The sequence below is a fragment of the Streptomyces sp. LBL genome (assembly GCF_029893585.1).
Classification (GTDB): domain Bacteria; phylum Actinomycetota; class Actinomycetes; order Streptomycetales; family Streptomycetaceae; genus Streptomyces.
Genome location: NZ_JARXYX010000008.1, coordinates 18709 through 37915 on the forward strand (window position 1 = coordinate 18709; position 19207 = coordinate 37915).

General features: G+C 69.0%; 11 protein-coding genes and 1 pseudogene. 6 read left to right on the forward strand and 6 right to left on the reverse strand.

Features of this window, described 5'->3' with window-relative positions; translation table 11 throughout:
• The first annotated feature begins 6 nt into the window (after positions 1–6).
• Positions 7–1271 (forward strand): annotated as a pseudogene (locus tag M2271_RS11500) (DUF4185 domain-containing protein).
• Here the strand turns inward: M2271_RS11500 and M2271_RS11505 are convergent.
• Positions 1207–2244, reverse strand: coding sequence for a bile acid:sodium symporter family protein (locus M2271_RS11505; RefSeq protein WP_280887263.1), 1038 nt, complete (start codon positions 2242–2244; stop codon positions 1207–1209). The pseudogene M2271_RS11500 and the gene M2271_RS11505 overlap by 65 nt on opposite strands.
• A 238-nt stretch (positions 2245–2482) precedes the next feature.
• Here M2271_RS11505 and M2271_RS11510 point away from each other — a divergent pair, with 238 nt between their 5' ends.
• The 3 genes from M2271_RS11510 to M2271_RS11520 all read left to right on the forward strand — a co-directional run bounded on the left by M2271_RS11510 (position 2483) and on the right by M2271_RS11520 (position 6806).
• Complete coding sequence (locus M2271_RS11510; RefSeq protein ID WP_280887052.1) at positions 2483–3346, forward strand: LysR substrate-binding domain-containing protein; 864 nt, start codon at positions 2483–2485, stop codon at positions 3344–3346.
• 521 nt (positions 3347–3867) lie between these two features.
• Positions 3868–5694, forward strand: coding sequence for an AMP-dependent synthetase/ligase (locus M2271_RS11515; protein WP_280887053.1), 1827 nt, complete (start codon positions 3868–3870; stop codon positions 5692–5694).
• Positions 5695–5858: 164 nt separating this feature from the next.
• Positions 5859–6806, forward strand: a complete 948-nt coding sequence (locus M2271_RS11520) for a nucleoside hydrolase (RefSeq protein WP_280887054.1) — start codon at positions 5859–5861, stop codon at positions 6804–6806.
• A gap of 258 nt (positions 6807–7064) precedes the next feature.
• Here the strand turns inward: M2271_RS11520 and M2271_RS11525 are convergent, their stop codons facing one another.
• From M2271_RS11525 to M2271_RS11545, 5 genes are read right to left on the reverse strand one after another with little or no spacing between them, the layout of a single operon-like run.
• The gene (locus M2271_RS11525) at positions 7065–9098 is read right to left on the reverse strand and encodes a PQQ-dependent sugar dehydrogenase (RefSeq protein WP_280887055.1); all 2034 of its coding nucleotides are present in this window, start codon (positions 9096–9098) and stop codon (positions 7065–7067) included.
• Between the two features lie 11 nt (positions 9099–9109).
• Positions 9110–11377, reverse strand: coding sequence for an alpha-galactosidase (locus tag M2271_RS11530; protein ID WP_280887056.1), 2268 nt, complete (start codon positions 11375–11377; stop codon positions 9110–9112).
• A complete protein-coding gene (locus M2271_RS11535) occupies positions 11377–14643 on the reverse strand; it encodes a glycosyl hydrolase family 28 protein (protein ID WP_280887057.1) in 3267 nt (1088 codons plus the stop codon). The genes M2271_RS11530 and M2271_RS11535 overlap by 1 nt, the downstream gene beginning before the upstream one ends.
• 13 nt (positions 14644–14656) lie before the next feature.
• The gene (locus M2271_RS11540) at positions 14657–15445 is read right to left on the reverse strand and encodes a heparin lyase I family protein (protein WP_280887058.1); all 789 of its coding nucleotides are present in this window, start codon (positions 15443–15445) and stop codon (positions 14657–14659) included.
• Between the two features lie 4 nt (positions 15446–15449).
• Positions 15450–16655, reverse strand: a complete 1206-nt coding sequence (locus M2271_RS11545; RefSeq protein WP_280887059.1) for a glycoside hydrolase family 88 protein — start codon at positions 16653–16655, stop codon at positions 15450–15452.
• Between the two features lie 500 nt (positions 16656–17155).
• Here M2271_RS11545 and M2271_RS11550 point away from each other — a divergent pair, with 500 nt between their 5' ends.
• Both M2271_RS11550 and M2271_RS11555 read left to right on the forward strand, forming a co-directional pair.
• Complete coding sequence (locus M2271_RS11550; RefSeq protein WP_280887060.1) at positions 17156–17992, forward strand: aldo/keto reductase; 837 nt, start codon at positions 17156–17158, stop codon at positions 17990–17992.
• A 506-nt stretch (positions 17993–18498) separates the two neighbouring features.
• Positions 18499–19194, forward strand: a complete 696-nt coding sequence (locus M2271_RS11555) for a glycoside hydrolase family 75 protein (RefSeq protein ID WP_280887061.1) — start codon at positions 18499–18501, stop codon at positions 19192–19194.
• The last annotated feature ends 13 nt before the right edge of the window (positions 19195–19207 follow it).

Genomic DNA, 19207 nt, shown 5'->3' on the forward strand with positions numbered 1-19207 from the left:
CGGAGCGTGCCCGAGGACGGACGAGCACGACCGCGGACGGGAACCGGGGCCGGCCTGCTCCTGGCCCTGGTTCTCACGGCTGTGCTGCTCACCGCGCTCCCGGACGACGACTCCCGCCCCGATACCGACGCCTGCGGACCGCACACCGTCGCCTCCTGGTCGGCGGACGACCGCCTCACCGCCGAGTTCGCCCGCTACGGCGACGACGCCGCCCGCGCCGACGACTGGACCGGCGGCGACGGCACCCACTCGGTGCGGCTGCCGGACGGCCGGGTGCTGTGGCTGTTCTCGGACACCTACCTCGGCCAGGTGCACGGCCCGCCGAACCCGGTCGGCGAGTCCTTCGCCTGGCGGGACGGCAGCGCGCCCCTGGTGCGCAACTCGCCGTCGTGATGCGGGACGGCCGCCTGGAGACCACACTGCCCGCGTCCCTGTTTCCCGACCCCGGCCCGAACCAGTGGCGCTGGCCGGTCGCGGCCCGCGTCGAACCCCGCTCCCCCGGCTCCCCCGGCTCCCCCGGCTCCTCCGGCGCCTCCGGCTCCTCCGAGCAGGTGTTACGGGTGCTGCTGTGGGTGCGGACCGCGGGAGCGGCGCCATGGGTGTACGGCGTCCCCACCGCCACCGAGGTCGCCACGCTCTCCCTGCCCGACCTGCGGGTGGAGTCCGTGACCGAGGTGCTCGACCAGCGACTCGTCCAGGATCCGTCCCGGCGGGTGCTGTTCGGCACGACGCTGGCCGAACGGGACGGCTGGACGTACGTCTTCGGCGGCGACGACGGACAGGCCGCGTCCCGGCCCGCCTCGCACGCGTATGTGGCGCGGGTACCCGAGGGCGGGCTCGGGGACCCGGCCGCCTGGGAGTACGGGGACGGCTCAGCCTGGACGGCACGCGGCCGCCCGGCGGCGGTGCTCGGGGACGGGCGGCGCACCGGGGTGGGCAGCGCGTTCTCGGTGGTGCGCCAGGGCGGCACGTACGTCCTGTTCACGATGGCCGCGGGCACGCGCGGGCTGACCACGGTGACGTCGTACTGGGCTTGCTCCCCCATCGGGCCCTGGCACGGCCCGGCGAAGGACTTCACCCCCGCGCTGCCGGCCGGGCAGGTCGCCGCGTACAACCCGCAGGTCCACCCCGTCCTGAGCGACGGTGAGCGGCTGGTGCTCAGCTACGACGTCAACTGGCTGGAGCCCACCGGGGCCGCCGCGCAGCTCAACCGGAACGTGTCCCTGTACCGACCGAGGTTCGTGGCCCTGCGGCTGACCCGGTCGGGGTGACCCCCTCGGTCTCCGCGGCCGTCCCGGGCTCGGGCACATCACGCGAGCGGCGCTTGGCGATCACCGCGCACACCATCAACTGCATCTGGTGGAAGAGCATCAGCGGCAGCACGGCGAGCGAGGCGTGCGCACCGAACAGGACGCTCGCCATCGGCAGTCCGGAGGCGAGGGACTTCTTCGACCCGGCGAACTGGATCGCGATGCGGTCCGCCCGGTTGAAGCGCAGCGCCTTGCCGCCGTACCAGGTCAGGGTGAGCATCACGGCGAGCAGCACGGCCTCGACGACGAGCAGTCCGCCCAGTCGGACGGCGCTCACCTGGTGCCAGATGCCCTGCACCATGCCCTCGCTGAACGCGGTGTAGACGACGAGGAGGATCGAGCCGCGGTCGACGTAGCCGAGGACCTTCTTGTGGCGGGTGATGAAACCTCCGATCCAGCGGCGCAGCACCTGCCCGGCGAGGAACGGCACGAGCAGTTGCAGCACGATCTCGATGAGCGAGTCGGCGGAGAACCCGCCCCCGCCGCTGCCGAGCAGGGCGGCCGCGAGCAGCGGGGTGATGACGATGCCGGCCAGGGAGGAGAAGGAGCCCGCGCAGATCGCGGCGGGCACGTTGCCGCGGGCCATCGAGGTGAAGGCGATCGAGGACTGGATGGTCGACGGGACGAGAGTGAGGAAGAGCAGGCCCTGGTAGAGCGGGTGGGTCAGGAACACCGGCACGAGTCCGCGGGCGGCCAGGCCGAGCAGCGGAAAGACGACGAACGTGCAGGCCAGGACCGTGCCGTGGAGCCGCCAGTGCTTGAGCCCGTCCAGGGCCTCACGGGTGGACAGGCGGGCGCCGTAGAGGAAGAACAGGAAGGCGATGGCGGCCGTGGAGGCGCCGGAGGCCACGTCGGCGCCCGTCCCGCGCGCGGGGACCAGGGCCGCGAGGCCCACCGTCCCGAGCAACAGCAGGATGTAGGGGTCGATCGGCATCCAACTCGGCCATCGCAGGCGTTTCACGGTGCTCCACTTGCTGATTGTCATACGCATGTACGGGTGCATGTGCGTGTGTAGGGGTGCATGTATGTGCGTGTGTAGGGGTGCATGTGGCGTGTGCGGTCGGGGCCACGGAGCGCCCCGTCCATCGTCCTCCTCCGGACCTTGATCGGGAATCCGGCATACCACTCTGACTGTCATCACGTTCCGCGATAGCCTGGAGTAGCCTGCAGACGTGTACGACCCCTCCCAGCTGCGTACGTTCCTGGCGGTGGCGCAGACGCTGAGCTTCACGCAGGCCGCCCACCGCCTCGACCTGCGCCAGTCCACCGTCAGCCAGCATGTGCGGCGGCTGGAGGACGCGGCCGGACGGCAGTTGTTCAGCCGGGACACGCACTCCGTGGAGCTGACCGAGGACGGCGAGGCGATGCTGGGCTTCGCGCGCCGGATCCTGGAGGTGCACGAGCAGGCGACGGCGTTCTTCACGGGCACAAGGGTGCGCGGCCGGCTGCGGTTCGGCGCGTCGGAGGACTTCGTGCTGACCCGGCTGCCGGAGATCCTGGAGGGCTTCCGTTACGACCACCCCGAGGTCGACCTGGAGCTGACGGTCGAGCTGTCGGGCACGCTCCACGAGCGGCTGGCGGCCGGGAAGCTGGACCTGATGCTGGCGAAGCGGCGCCCCGAGGACCCGCGTGGACGGCTGGTGTGGCGTGACGAGCTGGCGTGGATCGGTGCGGAGCGACTGCGGCTGGACGCGGACCGTCCGGTGCCGCTGATCGTGTTTCCGCCGCCGGGCATCACCCGCGCGCTCGCACTGGAGGCGCTGGAGCGGCAGGGGCGGGCGTGGCGCATCGCGTGCACCAGCGGCAGCCTCAACGGGCTGATCGCGGCGGCCCGGGCGGGGCTCGGCGTGATGGCCCACTCCCGCGGGCTGATCCCGCCCGGCCTGGTGCGCGTCCCCGAGCGGGCCGGGTTGCCGGAGCTCGGCCGGGTCGACTTCGTCCTGGTGCACGGCCCCCGCCGTACGGCCGCGGAGGGCGCCGCCGACGCGCTCGCGGCGGCGATCCTGGCGGGCGGAGACCGGCTGCACCGGCGCTGACCGGTCAGCGCGCCGCCTGTCGGCGGGTTGAGCTGCCTGCCGCGGCGCGGGAGGGGCGTGGCCAGGCGCGGAAGAAACGTGGCCGCGCGCGGGAGGGACGTCGCCGCGCGCGGGCCGGACGCCGGCCACCCGGCCGTGGTCACCGAGGGTGCTCGCGCCGGCCGGGCCTGCCCGCTCCGCCGAGGGTGACCGTGACGGATCCGGCCCGGCGGGCGCTGACAGAGGAAAGGGCCGCGCGCCCACGCACAGGCCGACCGTTCGCCGTCCGGGAAGCCTGCCGCCCCGGGCTCAGCAGCGTCATCGCGTCGTACAGATTCGGTGGAGATTGCGGGACCGAAACGTACCCAACCGTCAGCTTTCTGTCCGACCCTTACCCATGTGAGCGCATTTCTCGTCACCGATCGTCACCGATCCATGCACACGTAAGCACTGTTCGTGTTCGACCCCTCTCCCGAACCATCCCCGGGTGGGGTAGCTTTCACGGCGCTGTGGGGAGCGTCACAAGAAGCGGGGAGCGGGGTTTGCGCGAGTTCACCAACCCTCCGTCGGCCTTGGCGCCGCCGGTGGGCGGCCTGGCCGACGTCGTCTTCCAGCATGCCCTGGAAGACCCGCTGCACATCGCGCTCGGCCGCAAGGACGACGACGGCCGGTGGCGGGACGTGACGGCCGCCGAGTTCCGTGACGAGGTCCTCGCCCTCGCCAAGGGCCTGCTGGCCCAGGGCATCCGCTTCGGCGACCGGGTCGCGATCGTGTCCCCCACCCGCTACGAGTGGACGCTGTTCGACTTCGCGCTGTGGTCGATCGGCGCCCAGGTGGTGCCGGTGTACCCCACCTCCTCGGCCGAGCAGTGTTTCTGGATGCTCTACGACTCCGAGTGCACGGCGGCGGTGGTGGAGCACGAGGACCACGCGATGACCATCGCCACCGTCATCGACCGGCTGCCGCAGCTGCGCCTGCTGTGGCAGCTGGACTCGGGCGCCGTGCAGCAGCTGTACGACGCCGGCGCCCACATCGACGACGAGGTGGTGCACCGGCACCGGCAGGCGGTCACCCCGGACTCGGTCGCGACGATCATCTACACCTCCGGCACCACGGGCCGCCCCAAGGGCTGTGTCATCTCGCACGGCAACTTCATGTACGAGGCGGACACCGTCCTCCAGCGCTGGGAGCCGGTGTTCCACACCAAGAAGGGCGACGAGGTGGCGACCCTGCTGTTCCTGCCGCTCGCGCACGTCTTCGGGCGGATGGTGGAGGTCGCCGCGATCCGCGGCAAGGTGAAGTTCGGCCACCAGCCGCAGATGAGCGCGGGCGCCCTGCTGCCCGACCTGGCCGCGTTCAGGCCGACGTTCTTCCTCGGGGTGCCGTACATCTTCGAGAAGGTCTTCAACGCGTCCCGCCGCAAGGCGGAGAAGGAGGGCAAGGCCGGGCCGTTCGAGAAGGCCGTCGAGGTCGCCGTGAAGTACGCGGAGGCGACGGAGGCGAAGGCCTGGGGCATCGGGCCCGGCCCGTCGGCGGGTCTGCGTATGCAGCACCAGCTCTTCGACAAACTGGTCTACTCCAAGATGCGGGCGGCGATGGGCGGCCGTATCCGGCATGCGATGACCGGCGGCTCGGGCATGGACCGGCGGCTGGGTCTGTTCTTCGCGGGGGCGGGCGTGCACGTCTACGAGGGCTACGGACTCACCGAGACCACCGCCGCCGCCACCGTCAACCCGCCCGAGCGCACCCGCTACGGCACCGTCGGGCAGCCCATCCCCGGCATGACCGTGCACATCGCGGACGACGGTGAGATCTGGCTGCGCGGCGACAACGTCTTCCAGGGCTACCTCAACAACCCCAAGGCCACCGACGAGACCCTGCACGACGGCTGGCTGGCCACCGGCGACCTGGGCTCCCTCGACGAGGACGGCTACCTCACGATCACCGGCCGCAAGAAGGAGATCCTGGTGACCTCCGGCGGCAAGAGCGTGTCGCCCGGTGCGCTGGAGGAGCGCGTCCGCGACCATCCGCTGGTCTCCCAGTGCATCATCGTCGGCAACGACCGCCCGTACGTCGCCGCCCTGATCACTCTGGACCAGGAGGCCGTCGAGCACTGGCTGACGATGCGCGACAAACCGCAGATGCCGCCGGCCCGACTGGTGCGGGACGCCGACCTGGAGACCGAGGTCAGGCGTGCCGTGGTGGCCGCCAACACCCTGGTCTCGCAGGCCGAGTCGATCCGCACCTTCCGTATCCTGGCGCAGCCCTTCACCGAGGAGCACGGCTTGCTGACGCCGTCGCTCAAGCTCAAGCGCAAGGCCATCGAGAACGCGTACGCGGGCGAGGTCGAGGCGCTGTACCGGGCCTAGCGACAGGCAGTGTTCGCGGGTTGAGCACGCAGCGGGCACGGAGATCGGTCCCGGTCAGCGGAACGTCAGGGTTGCCTGTGCGCTCTCGCGCACTGATGCTTCGTCCACGCTGACCGGCCTGCCCGCACCGGAGAGCGACCTTCAGGCGAGGAGAGGTCACGACCATGTTCGTTCCCCCTGCCGGCCCGCGGACCCGCGTGATCATGGACAACGACTACGCCGGCGACCCGGACGGTCTGTACCAGCTCGTACACCATCTTCTCTCCCCGTCCGTGGACATCAGGGGCGTCATCGGCTCCCGACACGGCAAGAGCATGCCGGCGCCGGACGAACACCACGCGCGCGACGCGTGTCGGCGCGTCACCGAGGTACTCGAGCTGATGCAGCTCACCGGCAAGGTCCCCGTGTTCCAGGGGGCGAACCAGCCGATGAAGGACACCACGACCCCTCAGGAGACGGCAGGAGCCGAAGCGCTCATCGCCGAGGCGATGCGCACGGACACCACGTCGCCGCTGTACGTCGCTCTTGGAGGACCGCTGACCCAACTGGCCAGCGCTTACCTGATGGAGCCGAGAATCGCCGACCGGCTGACCGCTGTCTGGATCGGCGGACCGGAATACTTCGGAACCGCCGCCCCGATGGAGTCGCAGGGCCCGGAATACAACATCGGCATCGACATCAACGCGGCGAAGGTCATCTTCAACGACTCCCCCATTCCCCTGTGGCAGGTGCCGCGCGACGCCTACTTCCAGGCGCTCGTGGGAATGACCGAACTGGTCGTGCACGTCAAGCCCAAGGGCCCCATCGGCGCATACCTGTTCGCCCGCCTCAACGACGCCCACGAGCTGTTCGCCGAGAAGGGCGGCAATCTGGGAGAGGTGTACGTCCTGGGCGACAACCCCATGGTACTGCTGACGGCCCTTCAGATGCCGTTCGACCTGTCCGCTTCATCGAGCAGCAGTCACCAGATGGTCAACGCACCCCGCATCAATGACGACGGGTCATACACCCACGGGAAGAACGGCCGCATGATCCGTGTGTACACGCAACTCGACGTCAGGCTGATGGTCCACGACTTCTACGCCAAACTCGAGGCGCACCACACCGGCTGACGTCCCGACGACGCTTCCCCGGCGTAGGAGTTCACGCACTCCCGGCGACACGGCGACACGGGGGCCTCGGGGCTCTCGGGGGCCTTCCGGACGCAGGAGCGCACCGGCCGACCAGCCTGATCCCGCCCTGGCTGATCGACCGGGCTTCCGCTCCTGTCAGCAGACACCGCTGACGCTCGTCGAGAGGCGGAAGGATCGCCTCGAACTCGGCTGCCGGCAATGTCTGCTGTTACAGGTCAACGCTCTGCACACCCCAGGTCAGCTGATATCGACTCGGAAGATCTTGTCCGAGCCGTCCGCCTCACCTCCGTTGTTGTCGCTGTTGGTGGTCGTCAACCACAACTGGTCGGCGCCCGGCACCGCGGTGACCGTGCGCAGGCGACCGTAGGTACCGACGTAGTACGCCGCCGGGGTGCCGACGCTCTCGTTGTCGCCGTTGATCGGGATCCGCCACAGGCGTTCGCCGCGCAGGGACGCCATGTAGACGACGTTGCGAACGATCGCGATACCGCTGGGCGAGGCCTCGGAGACGTTCCAGGTGGCCTTCGGGTTGGTCATCCCCGAGACGCTGCAGTTGCCCTCGCAGGTCGGCCAGCCGTAGTTGGCCCCCGGCTTGATCAGGTTCAGTTCGTCCTTGGAGCTGTTGCCGAACTCCGCCTCCCACAACCGGCCGTTGCGGTCGAAGGCGAGGCCCTGCGGGTTGCGGTGCCCGTAGCTGTAGACGTAGTTCCCGAACGGGTTGCCGGGGGCCGCCTTCCCGTCCGTCGTCATGCGCAGGATCTTGCCGTTCAGGGAGTCCTTGTCCTGGGCGAGATCGGGTGTCTGGGCCTCGCCGGTGGAGACGTAGAGGTAGCCGTCGGGGCCGAAGACCAGGCGACCGCCGTTGTGATAGCGGTTCTTCTTGATGCCCTGGAGCAGCACCTTGTAGTCGCTGAGCTTGGTGCCGTCGTACGTCATACGGACCACGCGGTTGCCCTCGGACGCGGTGTGCATGAAGTAGACGTAATGGTTGGTCGCCCACTTGGGGTCGACGGCGACGCCGAGGAGTCCGCCCTCGCCGTTGGTCGTGACGGCGTTGGGAACGGTCCCCACCTGGGTCTTCGCGCCGGCCTTCGTGACCTTCCAGACACGGAAGTCGTCCCGCTCGGTGACCAGGGCGGACTGTCCGTCGGGCATCCAGTAGGTGCCCCACGGGATCGTCCAGCCCGTGGACAGGGTGGCGACGGACGACGGGACACCGCCGTCGGTGGCGCACGCCTTCGTCGTGACGTTCACCGTGTTGCTCTGCGCCGAGACGTTGCCCGCCGCGTCGCGCGCGACGACGTTCAGGGCGTACGGGCTGTCGCAGGCGAGCCCGGTGAGGGTGGTCGACGTGCCGCTGGTGACCGACTTGTAGACCGTGGTGCCGCTGCGCACGTCGTACCCGACGACCGCCCGGTCGTCGGTCGAGGCGCCCCAGGTCAGGTCGACGGCGTTCGACGTGATGCCGGACACCGACACCGTACCGGGTTTGGCCGGCGGTGTGGTGTCGGAGCTCGCCTTGGTCGTGCAGTCGACGACCGGGCTCGCGGAGGACGTGTTGCCGGCCGCGTCCCGGGCGATGACGGTGAGGTTGTACGTCGTACCGGGCGTGAGGCCGGTCACCGCCTTGGAGGTCGAACTCCCCGGCGCCTCACCGATCTTGTTGCCGTGCTCGTAGAGGTCGTACGTCGTCACGCCCACGTTGTCCGTGGCGGCGCCCCAGGCGAGAGTGAGGTCGTCCTCACCGATGTCCGGGCAACTGGGCTGGCCGGGGCGGGTCGGGGCCTGGGTGTCGGCGGCCGCCCCGAGGCTGACGCGGTCCAGGTTGGGGCCGCCACCGTCGCTGGTGGCGGTCGCGCGGATCTTGTTGGACCCCGCCTTCAGGGGCACGTTCACGGTCTTCGTCGCCCAGGTGTCCCAGTCGGCCGTCGCCGGGAAGGACACCCCGGAGGCGACGACGGTGCCGCCCACGGAGATGTCCATCGGCCGGTCCACGGCGGTCCCGTTGGCGTACCGGACGGCCAGCGACGAGGTCCCGGCGGCGGTCGCGCTCACCGTGAACTCCACAGAGGAGCCGGTGACGTTGGTGTAGTCGACGAAGCCGGTGCCCGTGTAGCCGGTGTGGTTGGTGGCGACGGCGCCCTGGGAGATGGCGGCGTCCTCGGCCTGGTAGTCGGTGGCCGCCAGGGCGCTGCCCCCGGTGAAGCCGACGAGCGGTACGGCGAGGGCCAGGGGAATGGCCCACACCAGTGTTCTGGTGGGTCGTTTCATGATGGTGTCCCTCAGCCGGTGTACTGGGTGAAAACCTTCAGGTAGTCGTACGGCTGCTGCGACACGCCGCTGCACGCGTCGCCGTCGTTGCCCGAGCCGCAGGCGCGGTCACGGTTGACGGACCAGTAGGTGAGGCGCCCGATGTGGTGCTCCTGCGCATAGGCGAGCATGGTCTTGAAGTCGGCGACCCGCACCCGCTCCCCCGAGTCGTCGGTGTTGCCGTTCATCGACGACAGCCCGATGTGGGCGTAGGCGGTGGCGTCGCTGTAGCCGTAGGCCGACTTGACCCGTGCCTTGAGTCCTTCCATGGCCTGCGTGGTCAGGGTGCCCATGTTCGTGGTGCCGCCGCCGAAGTCGAACGGCATGATGCACCAGACGTCGTTCGCCAGACCGGAGTTCGCGGCCCGCTTGATCATGTCGACGCCGGTGGAGTCGGGGCCGCTGGTGGTGGTGCCGAAGGTGATGACGGTCTTCAGGCCGGGGTTGTTCGCCTTCACCGTCTTCAGCGCGTCGACCACGCGTTGCCGCACGGTGGCGTTGGACCACTCGGTGTCCTCGATGTCGATGTCGAGGGCCTTCAGCCGGTACGCGTCGATCACCTTCTGGTACGCGCCGGCGAGCGCCGAGGCGCTGGAGCACTTCTCGCCGAGCTTGTTCCCGCTCCAGCCGCCGACGGAGACCATGACGTCACCGCCGGCGGATCTGATCGCGTCGATCCTCGACTGGTCGGTGCCCCCGGTCAGCGGGCGCGAGCCGTCCCACTTCGGGTTGCAGCCGCCGTCGGAGAGGATGAACGCGAGCGTGAACCACTTGACGCCGGTCGCCGACATCACCGAGGTGGGGTTCGGCGGGTTGCCCCAGCCGAGGTACTCGTAGGGGGCGACGGCCATGCCCGGTGAAGCGACCGCGCTCTTCAGGGAATTGACGGGCTTCACGCGGATCAGCCGGGTCTCGCCGGGCCGCAGAGTCGCGCTGTAGGAGTCGGCGATCACGCCCTTGTGGGAGCCGGACCACAGGTCGGTGACGTCACCGGAGCCGGTGAAGCCGACCTCAGACCAGTCCACGGCGACGGTCGCGTTGCCGGACGTCCCGGTGTTGAACAGGGCCACGACGTACTGGCCGTCGCTCTCCTTCTTGCTCCAGACCTGCTTGACCCCGCTGTTCACGATCCGCTTGGCGGCGACGCCGTCCTGGTTGACTCCGATGAGCCGGTCGTTCGTCAGCATCGCCTTGTCGACCGGGTCGAGATCGGTCAGGTCGGTGCCGAGCAGCAGCGGTGAGGCGGCCATCGCCCAGAGGGTGAAGTGGGACCGGCGCTGGTCGGCGGTGAGGCCCGCCTGGTCGCCGTTGCCGATCTCGAGGGAGTCGAGGTCGTTCCAGCCGCCCGGACCGGCGTGCGGCTGCCAGGAGGCCGCGGTGTTGAAGCGGGAGGAGACGTGGGACCAGTCGGTGAGCGGGTAGCCGCTGCCGTTGTCACCCGGACCGCAGTAGCACTCCACGTCGCCCTGCGTGCGCCAACTGTTGGCGAGTTTGCCCCAGGTGGGGGCGTCCGCGATCGCGAGGTTGTTGGACAGCGCGAAATTGATGGGCCGTCCGGTGGCGCGCAGCGCCTTGTCCCAGGCCTGGACGTCGGGGATGTCCTGGCTGCCCACTCCGTCGATCTTCAGGTAGTCGACTCCCCAGGAGGCGAACTGCCGCGCCCAGGAGTTCACGAACTCCTGCGCACCCGGCTTCTGGTAGTCGATGTAGTACATGTTCTTGCAGTTGTAGTTCTTCTCCGTCTTCGATGTGTCCGCGATGTCCTTCGCGTGGTACGAGGTCCCCTCGATCGGCGTGTTCTTCGTGACGGCGTTCTTGGCGATGCCGGGCGTCACGTAGAAGCCGAACTTCAGGCCCTTGGAGTGGATGTAGTCGGCCAGCGCCTTGATGCCGCCGGGGAACTTGGCCGAGTCCACGGACCAGCGGCCGTAGGAGTCGACGACGAAGCCGTTGTCGTCGCACTTCTGCCAGAAGTCGTCGAGGTTGATGTGGACGAAGCCGTGGTTCTTGAGGCCGCTGGACACGAGCGCGTCGGCCTGGGCCTTGATCTTCGCCTCGGTCGGCCAGCGGCGCGTGAAGCTCCAGCTGCTCCAGCCCATCGCGGGCCGGACCGACTGGCCGTTGTCGGAGGCGGCCGCCGGACGGGCGGCGGCCAGCAGCGGGACGGCCGAGGCGATCAGCAGCCCGACCAGGGCCACGATCAGTGATCTGACGCGGGTGACGCGGGTGATGCCTGTCATCACTGTCCCCTCTTCGCGGGAGTCGCGTACGAGGTGCCGATCCACGCCTCGTCGATCCGCAGCCGCTGGTAGCGGGTCGTGTCGGTGGCCGCGGCCCAGGTGGAGTCGACCTCGAGGCGTACGTAGCGGGCGTTGGCGGCGGTCAGGTCGATGCCCTGCATGCCGCGGCGGCTCGGCAGCTGGCCGGTCTTCACCGGGCTGCCCCACGTCGAGCCGTCGGCGCTCAGGTACACCTTGTAGTCCTTGATCCGCGCCGACTGCTCGGTGTCCGAGCGGGCGTAGGCGACGGAGTCCTCGCGCTGGTTGAGCCCGACGTACTGGACCTTCTTCGAGCTACCGAGGTCGAAGGTGAGGCTGACCGGGAGGGTCTTGTTGTTGTCCCAGTAGGTGCGGTAGTCACCGTCACCGGCGGCCGAGGCCGCGTGACCGCTCGCCGAAGCGCTCGCGCTCACCTTGACGCCGGAGAGGATGCCCTGGCGGCCGGTCGTCGTGACCTTGAACACCGTGTCGTACGGGTCCCAGTCGCCGAGGCCGTCCAGGGTGAGTACGCCGCCCGACTGCGACCACGAAACCGCCGCTCCGGTGCGGAGGTCGGTGACCGACGCGATGCGGTAGCCGTTGTCGCGGATGCGCAGGGTGCTGGTGCTGGGCGGGGTCAGGACGTGGATGTACTGGCGGTTGGCGTTGGTCTTGCTGATCGTGGTCACGCCGTGCGCGCCGTCGTTCCAGAAGCCCGGCTTGAGACCGCCGTACATGTAGCCGCCGCCCTCCGTACCGTGCAGGGACTCCCAGATGGGGTCGAGGTAGGAGTTCGCGAAGGTGTTGAAGTCGGCCTGGTTGGCCGGGAACTTACCGTTGACCTGGGCGGTCTCCGCCATCAGCGCCTTCACGGACGAGCCGACGTTGGTGACGAGACGGCCGAAGGTGAGCATCTTGTCGACCGCCGGGTCGGTGCCGCCGTACCACCAGGCGCCGGTGGAGGGCAGCTTGAAGTCGGCCTCTGTGAGGCGGGGTTGGGCCGTGTAGACCGCCTGCGGGTAGTCGTACGCCGGCGTCATTCCCGTCTTCTGCTCATTGCTGATCATGTCCATGATCGACGTGTCTTCGTTGTTGTTGCTGATCGTGTAGTTCGGGCGCTTCTGGTAGATCTGCGCGTAGAGGTTGTTGCTCTCCCAGTACGCGTTGTCGTTGTCGATCCAGAAGCCGCCGAGGTCGGGGTAGCGGTCCATGACCTCGAAGAAGTTGTCGTAGCTGAACTGCCCGAAGCCGTCCCGGGTGGTCAGGTCGACGTCCTTGCCCTTGTACGAGGAGTACGCCGCCGAGTCGAGCCACTCGTTGCCGCCCTCGGCGTGCCACTGGGGGTCGTCGGTCATGTAGAGGATGACCTTCAGCCCCTTGGCCTTCGCGGCGGTGACCAGTTCGCCGAGGAAGTCCCGCTTGGTGGAGCAGGAGCCGGGGATCTTCGACGGCCAGGCGCGGGCGTAGCCGAGGCGGCTGTGGAAGGAGGCGAGGACGATGTACTGCGTGTGCAGCTTCTGGGCCTCCTTCACCCAGTAGTCGGCGTTCCAGCCGCCGTTCGTGACGTCGCTCTCCCACTCGGTGCAGCTGGTGTGGGCGGGCGCGGTGCGCAGGCCCCAGTGCAGGAACAGGCCGCCGACGGAGTTGCGCAGGAATTCCTGGCGGGGGTTCTCCAGGTCGAGCGGCTTCGCCGCCGTGGCCGCGCAGTTCTCGCTCGACCCGCTGCCCGACACCCGCAGCGCGCCGCCGGAGGTGTTCTGCGTGTCCGTCAGGCAGTAGCCGGTGACGTTCTGGAAGCCCACGTCGTGCGGGGAGTTGCTGCCGCGCTGAGCGGTGAAGCCGGTGAACCTGATTCCGCTCGCCTCGTTCGCGATGACCGCGGGGCGTCCGTCGTCCGCCGCGGACCTCACCGAGCTGTCGGTGAAGGTGACGTTGTCGGCGTTGTGCAGGTACCAGCCGTACGCCGGCCGGGTGCCGATGGCCTTCGGGTTGTAGTCGGCCGGGTCGTTGCTCGGCACCGCGGTGGACATGGTGCCGTTGCCGCCGGGGACCGTGATGTTGACGTTGGTGAACGTCACGCCGTCGATGCGGTGGCCGCTCTCGCCCCACAGGGTGGGGCTGAAGGAGGGGCTGTTGCCGGTGGCCGTGATGTTGTCGTACGTGACGTTGCTGATGGAGCCGACGCCCGGGTTGTTCCCGCACCGTTTCCGGGTGCCGATCTTCTGCATGATCGGTGAGTGGACGTCGGTCATCGTGATGTCGCGGTAGTGGACGTCGGAGATCTTCGCGCCGTCCATCGACACCATGCCGAGGCCGGACTTGTCGGCGCCCTCGATGCGGATGTTCTCGAACCGGTAGTCCGAGAAGTCGCCGCAGGTCTCGGAGCCGAACATCAGGGCGTTGCAGCAACGGGCCGACAGATAGGAGTCGTTGACACGGACGTGTCCGTTGGCGAGCTTGGCGCCGAGGGCGTAGTCGCTCTTGAAGACCAGTGCGTCGTCGTTGGCCTTGATGCTGGCGTTGGTGATCGTGACGTCGGTGGTGGAGATGATGTTCCAGCCGTCGCGGTCGTTCGCCGTGTCGATGGTCAGGCGGTCCGAGACGACGTTCTTGCAGCCGTTGATGAGGGCCGCGAAGTGGCCGCCGCGGCGGAGCGTGAGCCCGTCCCCGATGCGCAGTCCGTCGCACCGGGTCAGCGAGATGATCTTGTCGGCCTCCCCGGAGTCCGGGTTGCCGGTGATCAGGTTGCCCATGCCGTCGATGACGCCCTGGCCGACGAACCCGATGTCGGTGAGCCGGTCGCCGTAGATCATCGCGTCGCGGAAGTGGCTGTGCCCGTAGTCCTGGTAGGCGTCGTACGGGTTGGACTCGGCCTTGTCGTAGGCGTCGGCGCTGGAGCCCTGGATCGTGGCGCCCTTGTCGAGCTGAAGCGTCACGTGGCTCTTCATGCGGATGGTGTTCTTGGACTTGTAGTCGCCGGAGGGGAAGCGGACCGTGCCGCCTCCGCTCGCCGAACCGGCCGCTGTGATGGCCTTGTTGATGGCGGGCGTGTCGTTGGTGGAGCCGTCTCCCTTGGCGCCGTAGTCGCGTACGTCGAAGACGGCAGCGGCGGCGGGAGCGGTCGGCTGGGCCGCGGGGGCGGTCGGCTGGGCCGCGGGGGCGGCGGGTTGGGTGAGCCCGAGGACGACGGCGAAGGCGAAGAGGACGATCGCCGCGACCCGGTGTCCGGGAACGGTGGGGGGTCTCATGGGGCGGGGCTCCTCATCCGAGCTGGTAGCCGCGGAGATCGGTGAGCAGGAGGTAGGTGTTCTGCAGGGATCCGGAGGTGTCGCCGAGGGAGCGGTAGATGCCCCACTTCGGGCGCACACGGTCGGCGAGGAAGGTGTCGACCCCGGTCTTCGACGCGTCGATGACGGTCGAGCCGCCACTCTTGAGGATCCAGCGGACCGAGCCCGCCGAGCCGTCGCCGACCTTGATCTGGAAGTCGACGTCCGTCCATTTGTCGTGCAGGGGTTCCAGATCGGTGCGGCCGATGAGGATGTCGTCGATGGCGAGCTTCAGCTCGATGGTCTGCTTGCCGTTGACCCGGCGCAGGGACTGCACGACGATCGGCGAGGTGCCGGTGCCCGGCTGCTTCATCTGCATGATGTGCGTGAAGGTGGTGGTCGCCTTCAGCGAGCTCGGGATGTACATGGAGTACGTGACCCGCCAGGTCTGGCCCTCGGTCCACTTCAGGTAGCTGCTGCTGCCGGTGCGCAGTCCGGTGACCTCCTGCCGCTGCCGGTCGGTCGACGTGTCGCGGTCGACCGTGTGCATGTTGAAGCGCCAGTTGTTGCCGGTGGCGTAGATGTGCGGCTGTCCGGCGGTGTGCGAGTCCGCGCGGTCGTCCTCGATCGACTCGAAGGCGCCCAGACCGTCACCGCTCGCGGACGGCGCCCACTTCTGCTGCCAGGAGGCGGCGTGCGCCGTGGTCGCGGCCGGCAGACCGACCGCGGCTCCCGCCGCGCCGCCGAGGGCGGCGCCCAGCAGCCTCCTTCTGGATGTGCTCATGACACTAATCACCTCGCAGCTGTTCGTTCATGATCAGGAAGGCGCCCAGCCCGTGGAAGTCGTTGGTGGCCCGGGTGCGGGCGATGTAGTAGGCGTAGTCGCCGACGTTCGTGCCGACGGAGATGTCGGCGAGATCGGTGCGGCCGTCCGCACCGACCGAGAGCTTCGCCAGGACACCCTGGTAGCCGCGGCGGGCGACGGCCGCGTAGTGCCGGTCGAGGTACCCCTTTTGGGCGCCGCGGGAGAGGGCGTAGGTGAACATGCTGGAGCAGGACGTCTCGGTCCAGTTGTCGCTGCTGCCGCCCTTGTCCATCACCTGGAACCAGCGCCCGGTCGCCGGGTCCTGGTACTTCTCCAGGCCCGCCGCCAGTTTCCGATAGATCTTGAGGAGTTGGGCTCGGCGGGGGTGGTTGGCGGGGATCGCGTCGAGCACGTTGGTGATCGCCATGGAGTACCAGCCGACCGCCCGGCACCAGTGCTCGGGGGCGAGCCCGGTCTGCGGATCCGCCCAGCTCACGGTCTTCGACTCGTCGTAGGCGTGCCTCAGCAGCCCGTTCGCGACCTGGAGGTGGCTGCCGTAGAGGGAGAGCTGCTTGGCCGCCTCGTCGTTGGCGTACGCGCTGTCGCCGAACTCCTTGCCGTACTCGACGAGGAACGGGTTCACCATGTAGACGCCGTCCGCCCAGAGTTGGCTGGCGCGGCTGGCGGTGTCGGCGTGCCAGAAGCCGCCGTCGGAGGTGCGCGGATAGGTGTTCAGGCGGTCCCGGATCTTCTTCGCCGCCGTGCGGTAGCGCTCCTCGCCCGTCTCATGGTGCAGGATCACCAGCAGCCGGCCGGCCTGCATGCTGTCCAGGCTGTTGAAGGACTGGTCGATGGTGCCGTCGCTCTTCACGAAGCGGTCGACGTAGTCCTTGATGTAGGTGAGGTAGCGGGCCTCGTGCGTGCGCCGGTAGGTGAGGTACTGGCCGTACAGGTAGAGGCCGACCGGGTAGGACCAGCTGCCGATGGTGCTCGGGGTGTAGCGGGCCATGGTGGAGTCGACCAGGGCCACGGACCAGTCGGGGGCGGTGGCCGGGCGGTTCGCGGGCTGGTTCGCGGGCTGCTCGCTCGCGGCTGCGGCCGGGGGCGAGGCGGCCGCCGGCAGAGCGGACAGGGTGACGGCGGCCAGGGCGACGGTCGTCAGCGCCGCGGACAGGCGTCGGCGTCTCATGTTCCTCCCTTTCAAGGGGCCTTGCGGTGAGGCCTTGCGGTGAGGCCTTTGCGGTGAGGCCTTTGCGGTGGGGCCTTGCAGTGGGGTCTGCGGTAGAGGGCGAGGCTTGCCGGACCCTTTCATCCGATGTCTGGCGGAAGGGGGCCTCTGTCTACGCGGTCGACGTCGTGGTCTTGTTCATGACGGCGTACCTGCTTTCCGGACGGTGGGGGGTGTGGAAAGCCCAGGACAGCTTGGTGTTCACATGCGTGTACCACGTTCAGCGACTCGTTCGACAGCGCCATACAGAGTTGCGGCACGAGGCGGCGTGGTCAATGGTCCGGACTGAAGACGTCGGATGCGTTTCCGGCCAATCTCCGGCCGACCCTCGTCCTCCTGGCGCTGAGCCGTCCGTCAGTTCCGCTGGATTCCGACGGATTCCGCGGTCAGGAATGCATCACGGCCCGTGATCGTTGACGATGGGAGTGCCATCTGACGACAACCGTAAGGATCAACAGCTCGTGAGCAGCCAGGTCCCCCCGATCATCCTCAACAACGGCGTCGAGATGCCCCAGCTGGGTTTCGGCGTCTGGCAGGTGCCGGACGACGAGGCGGAGCGGGCGGTCGCCACCGCTTTGGAGGCCGGGTACCGCAGCATCGACACCGCGGCGATCTACGGCAATGAAGAGGGCACCGGCAAGGCCATCGCCGCCTCGGGCGTCCCGCGCGAGAACCTCTTCGTCACCACCAAGCTCTGGAACAGCGACCAGGGGTACGACTCCACGCTGCGTGCCTTCGACACCTCGCTGGAGAAGCTCGGCCTGGACTACGTGGACCTGTACCTGATCCACTGGCCCACCCCGTCCCGGGACCTGTACGTCGACACGTACAAGGCCTTCGAGAAGCTGTACGCCGACGGCCGGATCCGGGCGATCGGTGTATCCAACTTCGAACCCGGTCACCTGGAGCGGCTGACCGCCGAGACGTCCGTCGTTCCGGCCGTCGACCAGATCGAGCTGCACCCGCAGCTGCAGCAGCAGGCGGCCCGCGAGTACCACGCCGAGCAGGGCATCGCCACCGAGGCCTGGTCGCCGCTCGGCCAGGGCAAGGGCCTCCTGGAGGTCCCGGCGATCGTGGCCATCGCGCAGAAGCACGACCGCACCCCGGCCCAGGTCGTGCTGCGCTGGCACGTCCAGCTCGGCAACGTGGTGATCCCCAAGTCCGTGACCCCGTCCCGGATCAAGGAGAACATCGAGGTCTTCGACTTCAGTCTGGACACCGAGGACCTCGCGGCGATCAGCGCCCTGAACGAGGACCGGCGCCTGGGCCCGGACCCTTCGACGTTCAACGGAGGCTGACCCCTCCTCCTCACCCTCCTCGTCCTCCCGGTCGCCGGCGCGCCCCGACCCGCTCTCCCGCGGCGTCCGGGGCGTGCCGCGGCTCGTGGTGGCGCCGCCGCTCGTGATGGCGTAGGCGCTCGTGATGGCGTAGGCGCTCGTGGTGGCGTAGGCGCTCACCAGGATCAGTGCACGGCCCGCCGCCCACTGCGCGAGCGTCTGCCGCTCCCTCAGTACCGGGTCGCCGAGCCCCGACGCGCCGGCGGGGGTGAGCAGCAGCCGGACCGCTCACCTGCGGTGGGGCCGCGGCGAGTCGAGGGCCACCGACGCGGGAGCGGTGTCCGTACGGGCCCCGGCGGCCTCCTCCGGGCGGGGCCGCGGTACGGCGTCGTGGCGCGCGCCCGCGCCCCCACGCCGCACTCACACCTCTGGCGCATCCCGTGCCGACAGGCTTGACGCGACCATGCAGAGGGGGCACCTTGGTTCCGCCAGGTAAGGAAACTTTCCTAACAGAAGGGTCCCCCACAGTGCGTATGCGACCACTGACCCTCTCCGTGGCTTGCTCGGTTGCCCTGCTCACCGCCGGAGTGCTCCCGGCGACCGCCACCGGCGCCACCTCACCGACATCCGCCCAGGAGGGCACGGTCAGCGCGGCCGACCTGCTCGCCAAGGTGACGGGTTGCTCGCAGCTCTCCAGCGGCAAGTACAAGACCGACGACGAGACTTCGGCCACGATCCCCGTGTGCGGCAAGAACGGCGCGGTGTTCTGGAAGGCCGACATGGACGTCGACTGCGACGGCCAGCGCACCTCGAACTGCAACGAGGACACCGACCCCTGGTACCAGGACGACACGGCGTTCCACCAGTCCAACGGCAAGCCGCTCAAGGCCGACGCGCTGCCGTACGTCGTCGTGCCCAGCTCCAGCAGCATCTGGAACTACTCCGGCGCCGGCATCAAGGGCGGCGGCGTGGTCGCCGTGATCTACAACAACAAGGTCGAGTACGCCGTCGTCGGCGACACCGGCCCCACGAAGATCATCGGCGAGGCCTCGTACGCCACCGCGAAGTCCCTCGGTATCGATCCGGACCCGGAGACCGGCGGAGCAGAATCCGGGGTGACCTACATCCTGTTCAAGAACTCCCAGGTGTCCCCCATCGAGAACCACAGCGCGGCGGTCACCCTCGGCGACCGCCTCGCACAGCAGTTCCTGAAGGACAACTGACCTCCGGCGCCCG

What these genes read in the sequence shown, in the direction of transcription:
- M2271_RS11525 (WP_280887055.1), bottom strand. Translation starts at nt 9,098, where the DNA reads ATGAAACGACCCACCAGAACACTGGTGTGGGCCATTCCCCTGGCCCTC.
- M2271_RS11535 (WP_280887057.1), bottom strand. Translation starts at nt 14,643, where the DNA reads ATGAGACCCCCCACCGTTCCCGGACACCGGGTCGCGGCGATCGTCCTC.
- M2271_RS11540 (WP_280887058.1), bottom strand. Translation starts at nt 15,445, where the DNA reads ATGAGCACATCCAGAAGGAGGCTGCTGGGCGCCGCCCTCGGCGGCGCG.
- M2271_RS11530 (WP_280887056.1), bottom strand. Translation starts at nt 11,377, where the DNA reads ATGACAGGCATCACCCGCGTCACCCGCGTCAGATCACTGATCGTGGCC.
- M2271_RS11545 (WP_280887059.1), bottom strand. Translation starts at nt 16,655, where the DNA reads ATGAGACGCCGACGCCTGTCCGCGGCGCTGACGACCGTCGCCCTGGCC.
- M2271_RS11520 (WP_280887054.1), top strand. Translation starts at nt 5,859, where the DNA reads ATGTTCGTTCCCCCTGCCGGCCCGCGGACCCGCGTGATCATGGACAAC.
- M2271_RS11505 (WP_280887263.1), bottom strand. Translation starts at nt 2,244, where the DNA reads ATGCCGATCGACCCCTACATCCTGCTGTTGCTCGGGACGGTGGGCCTC.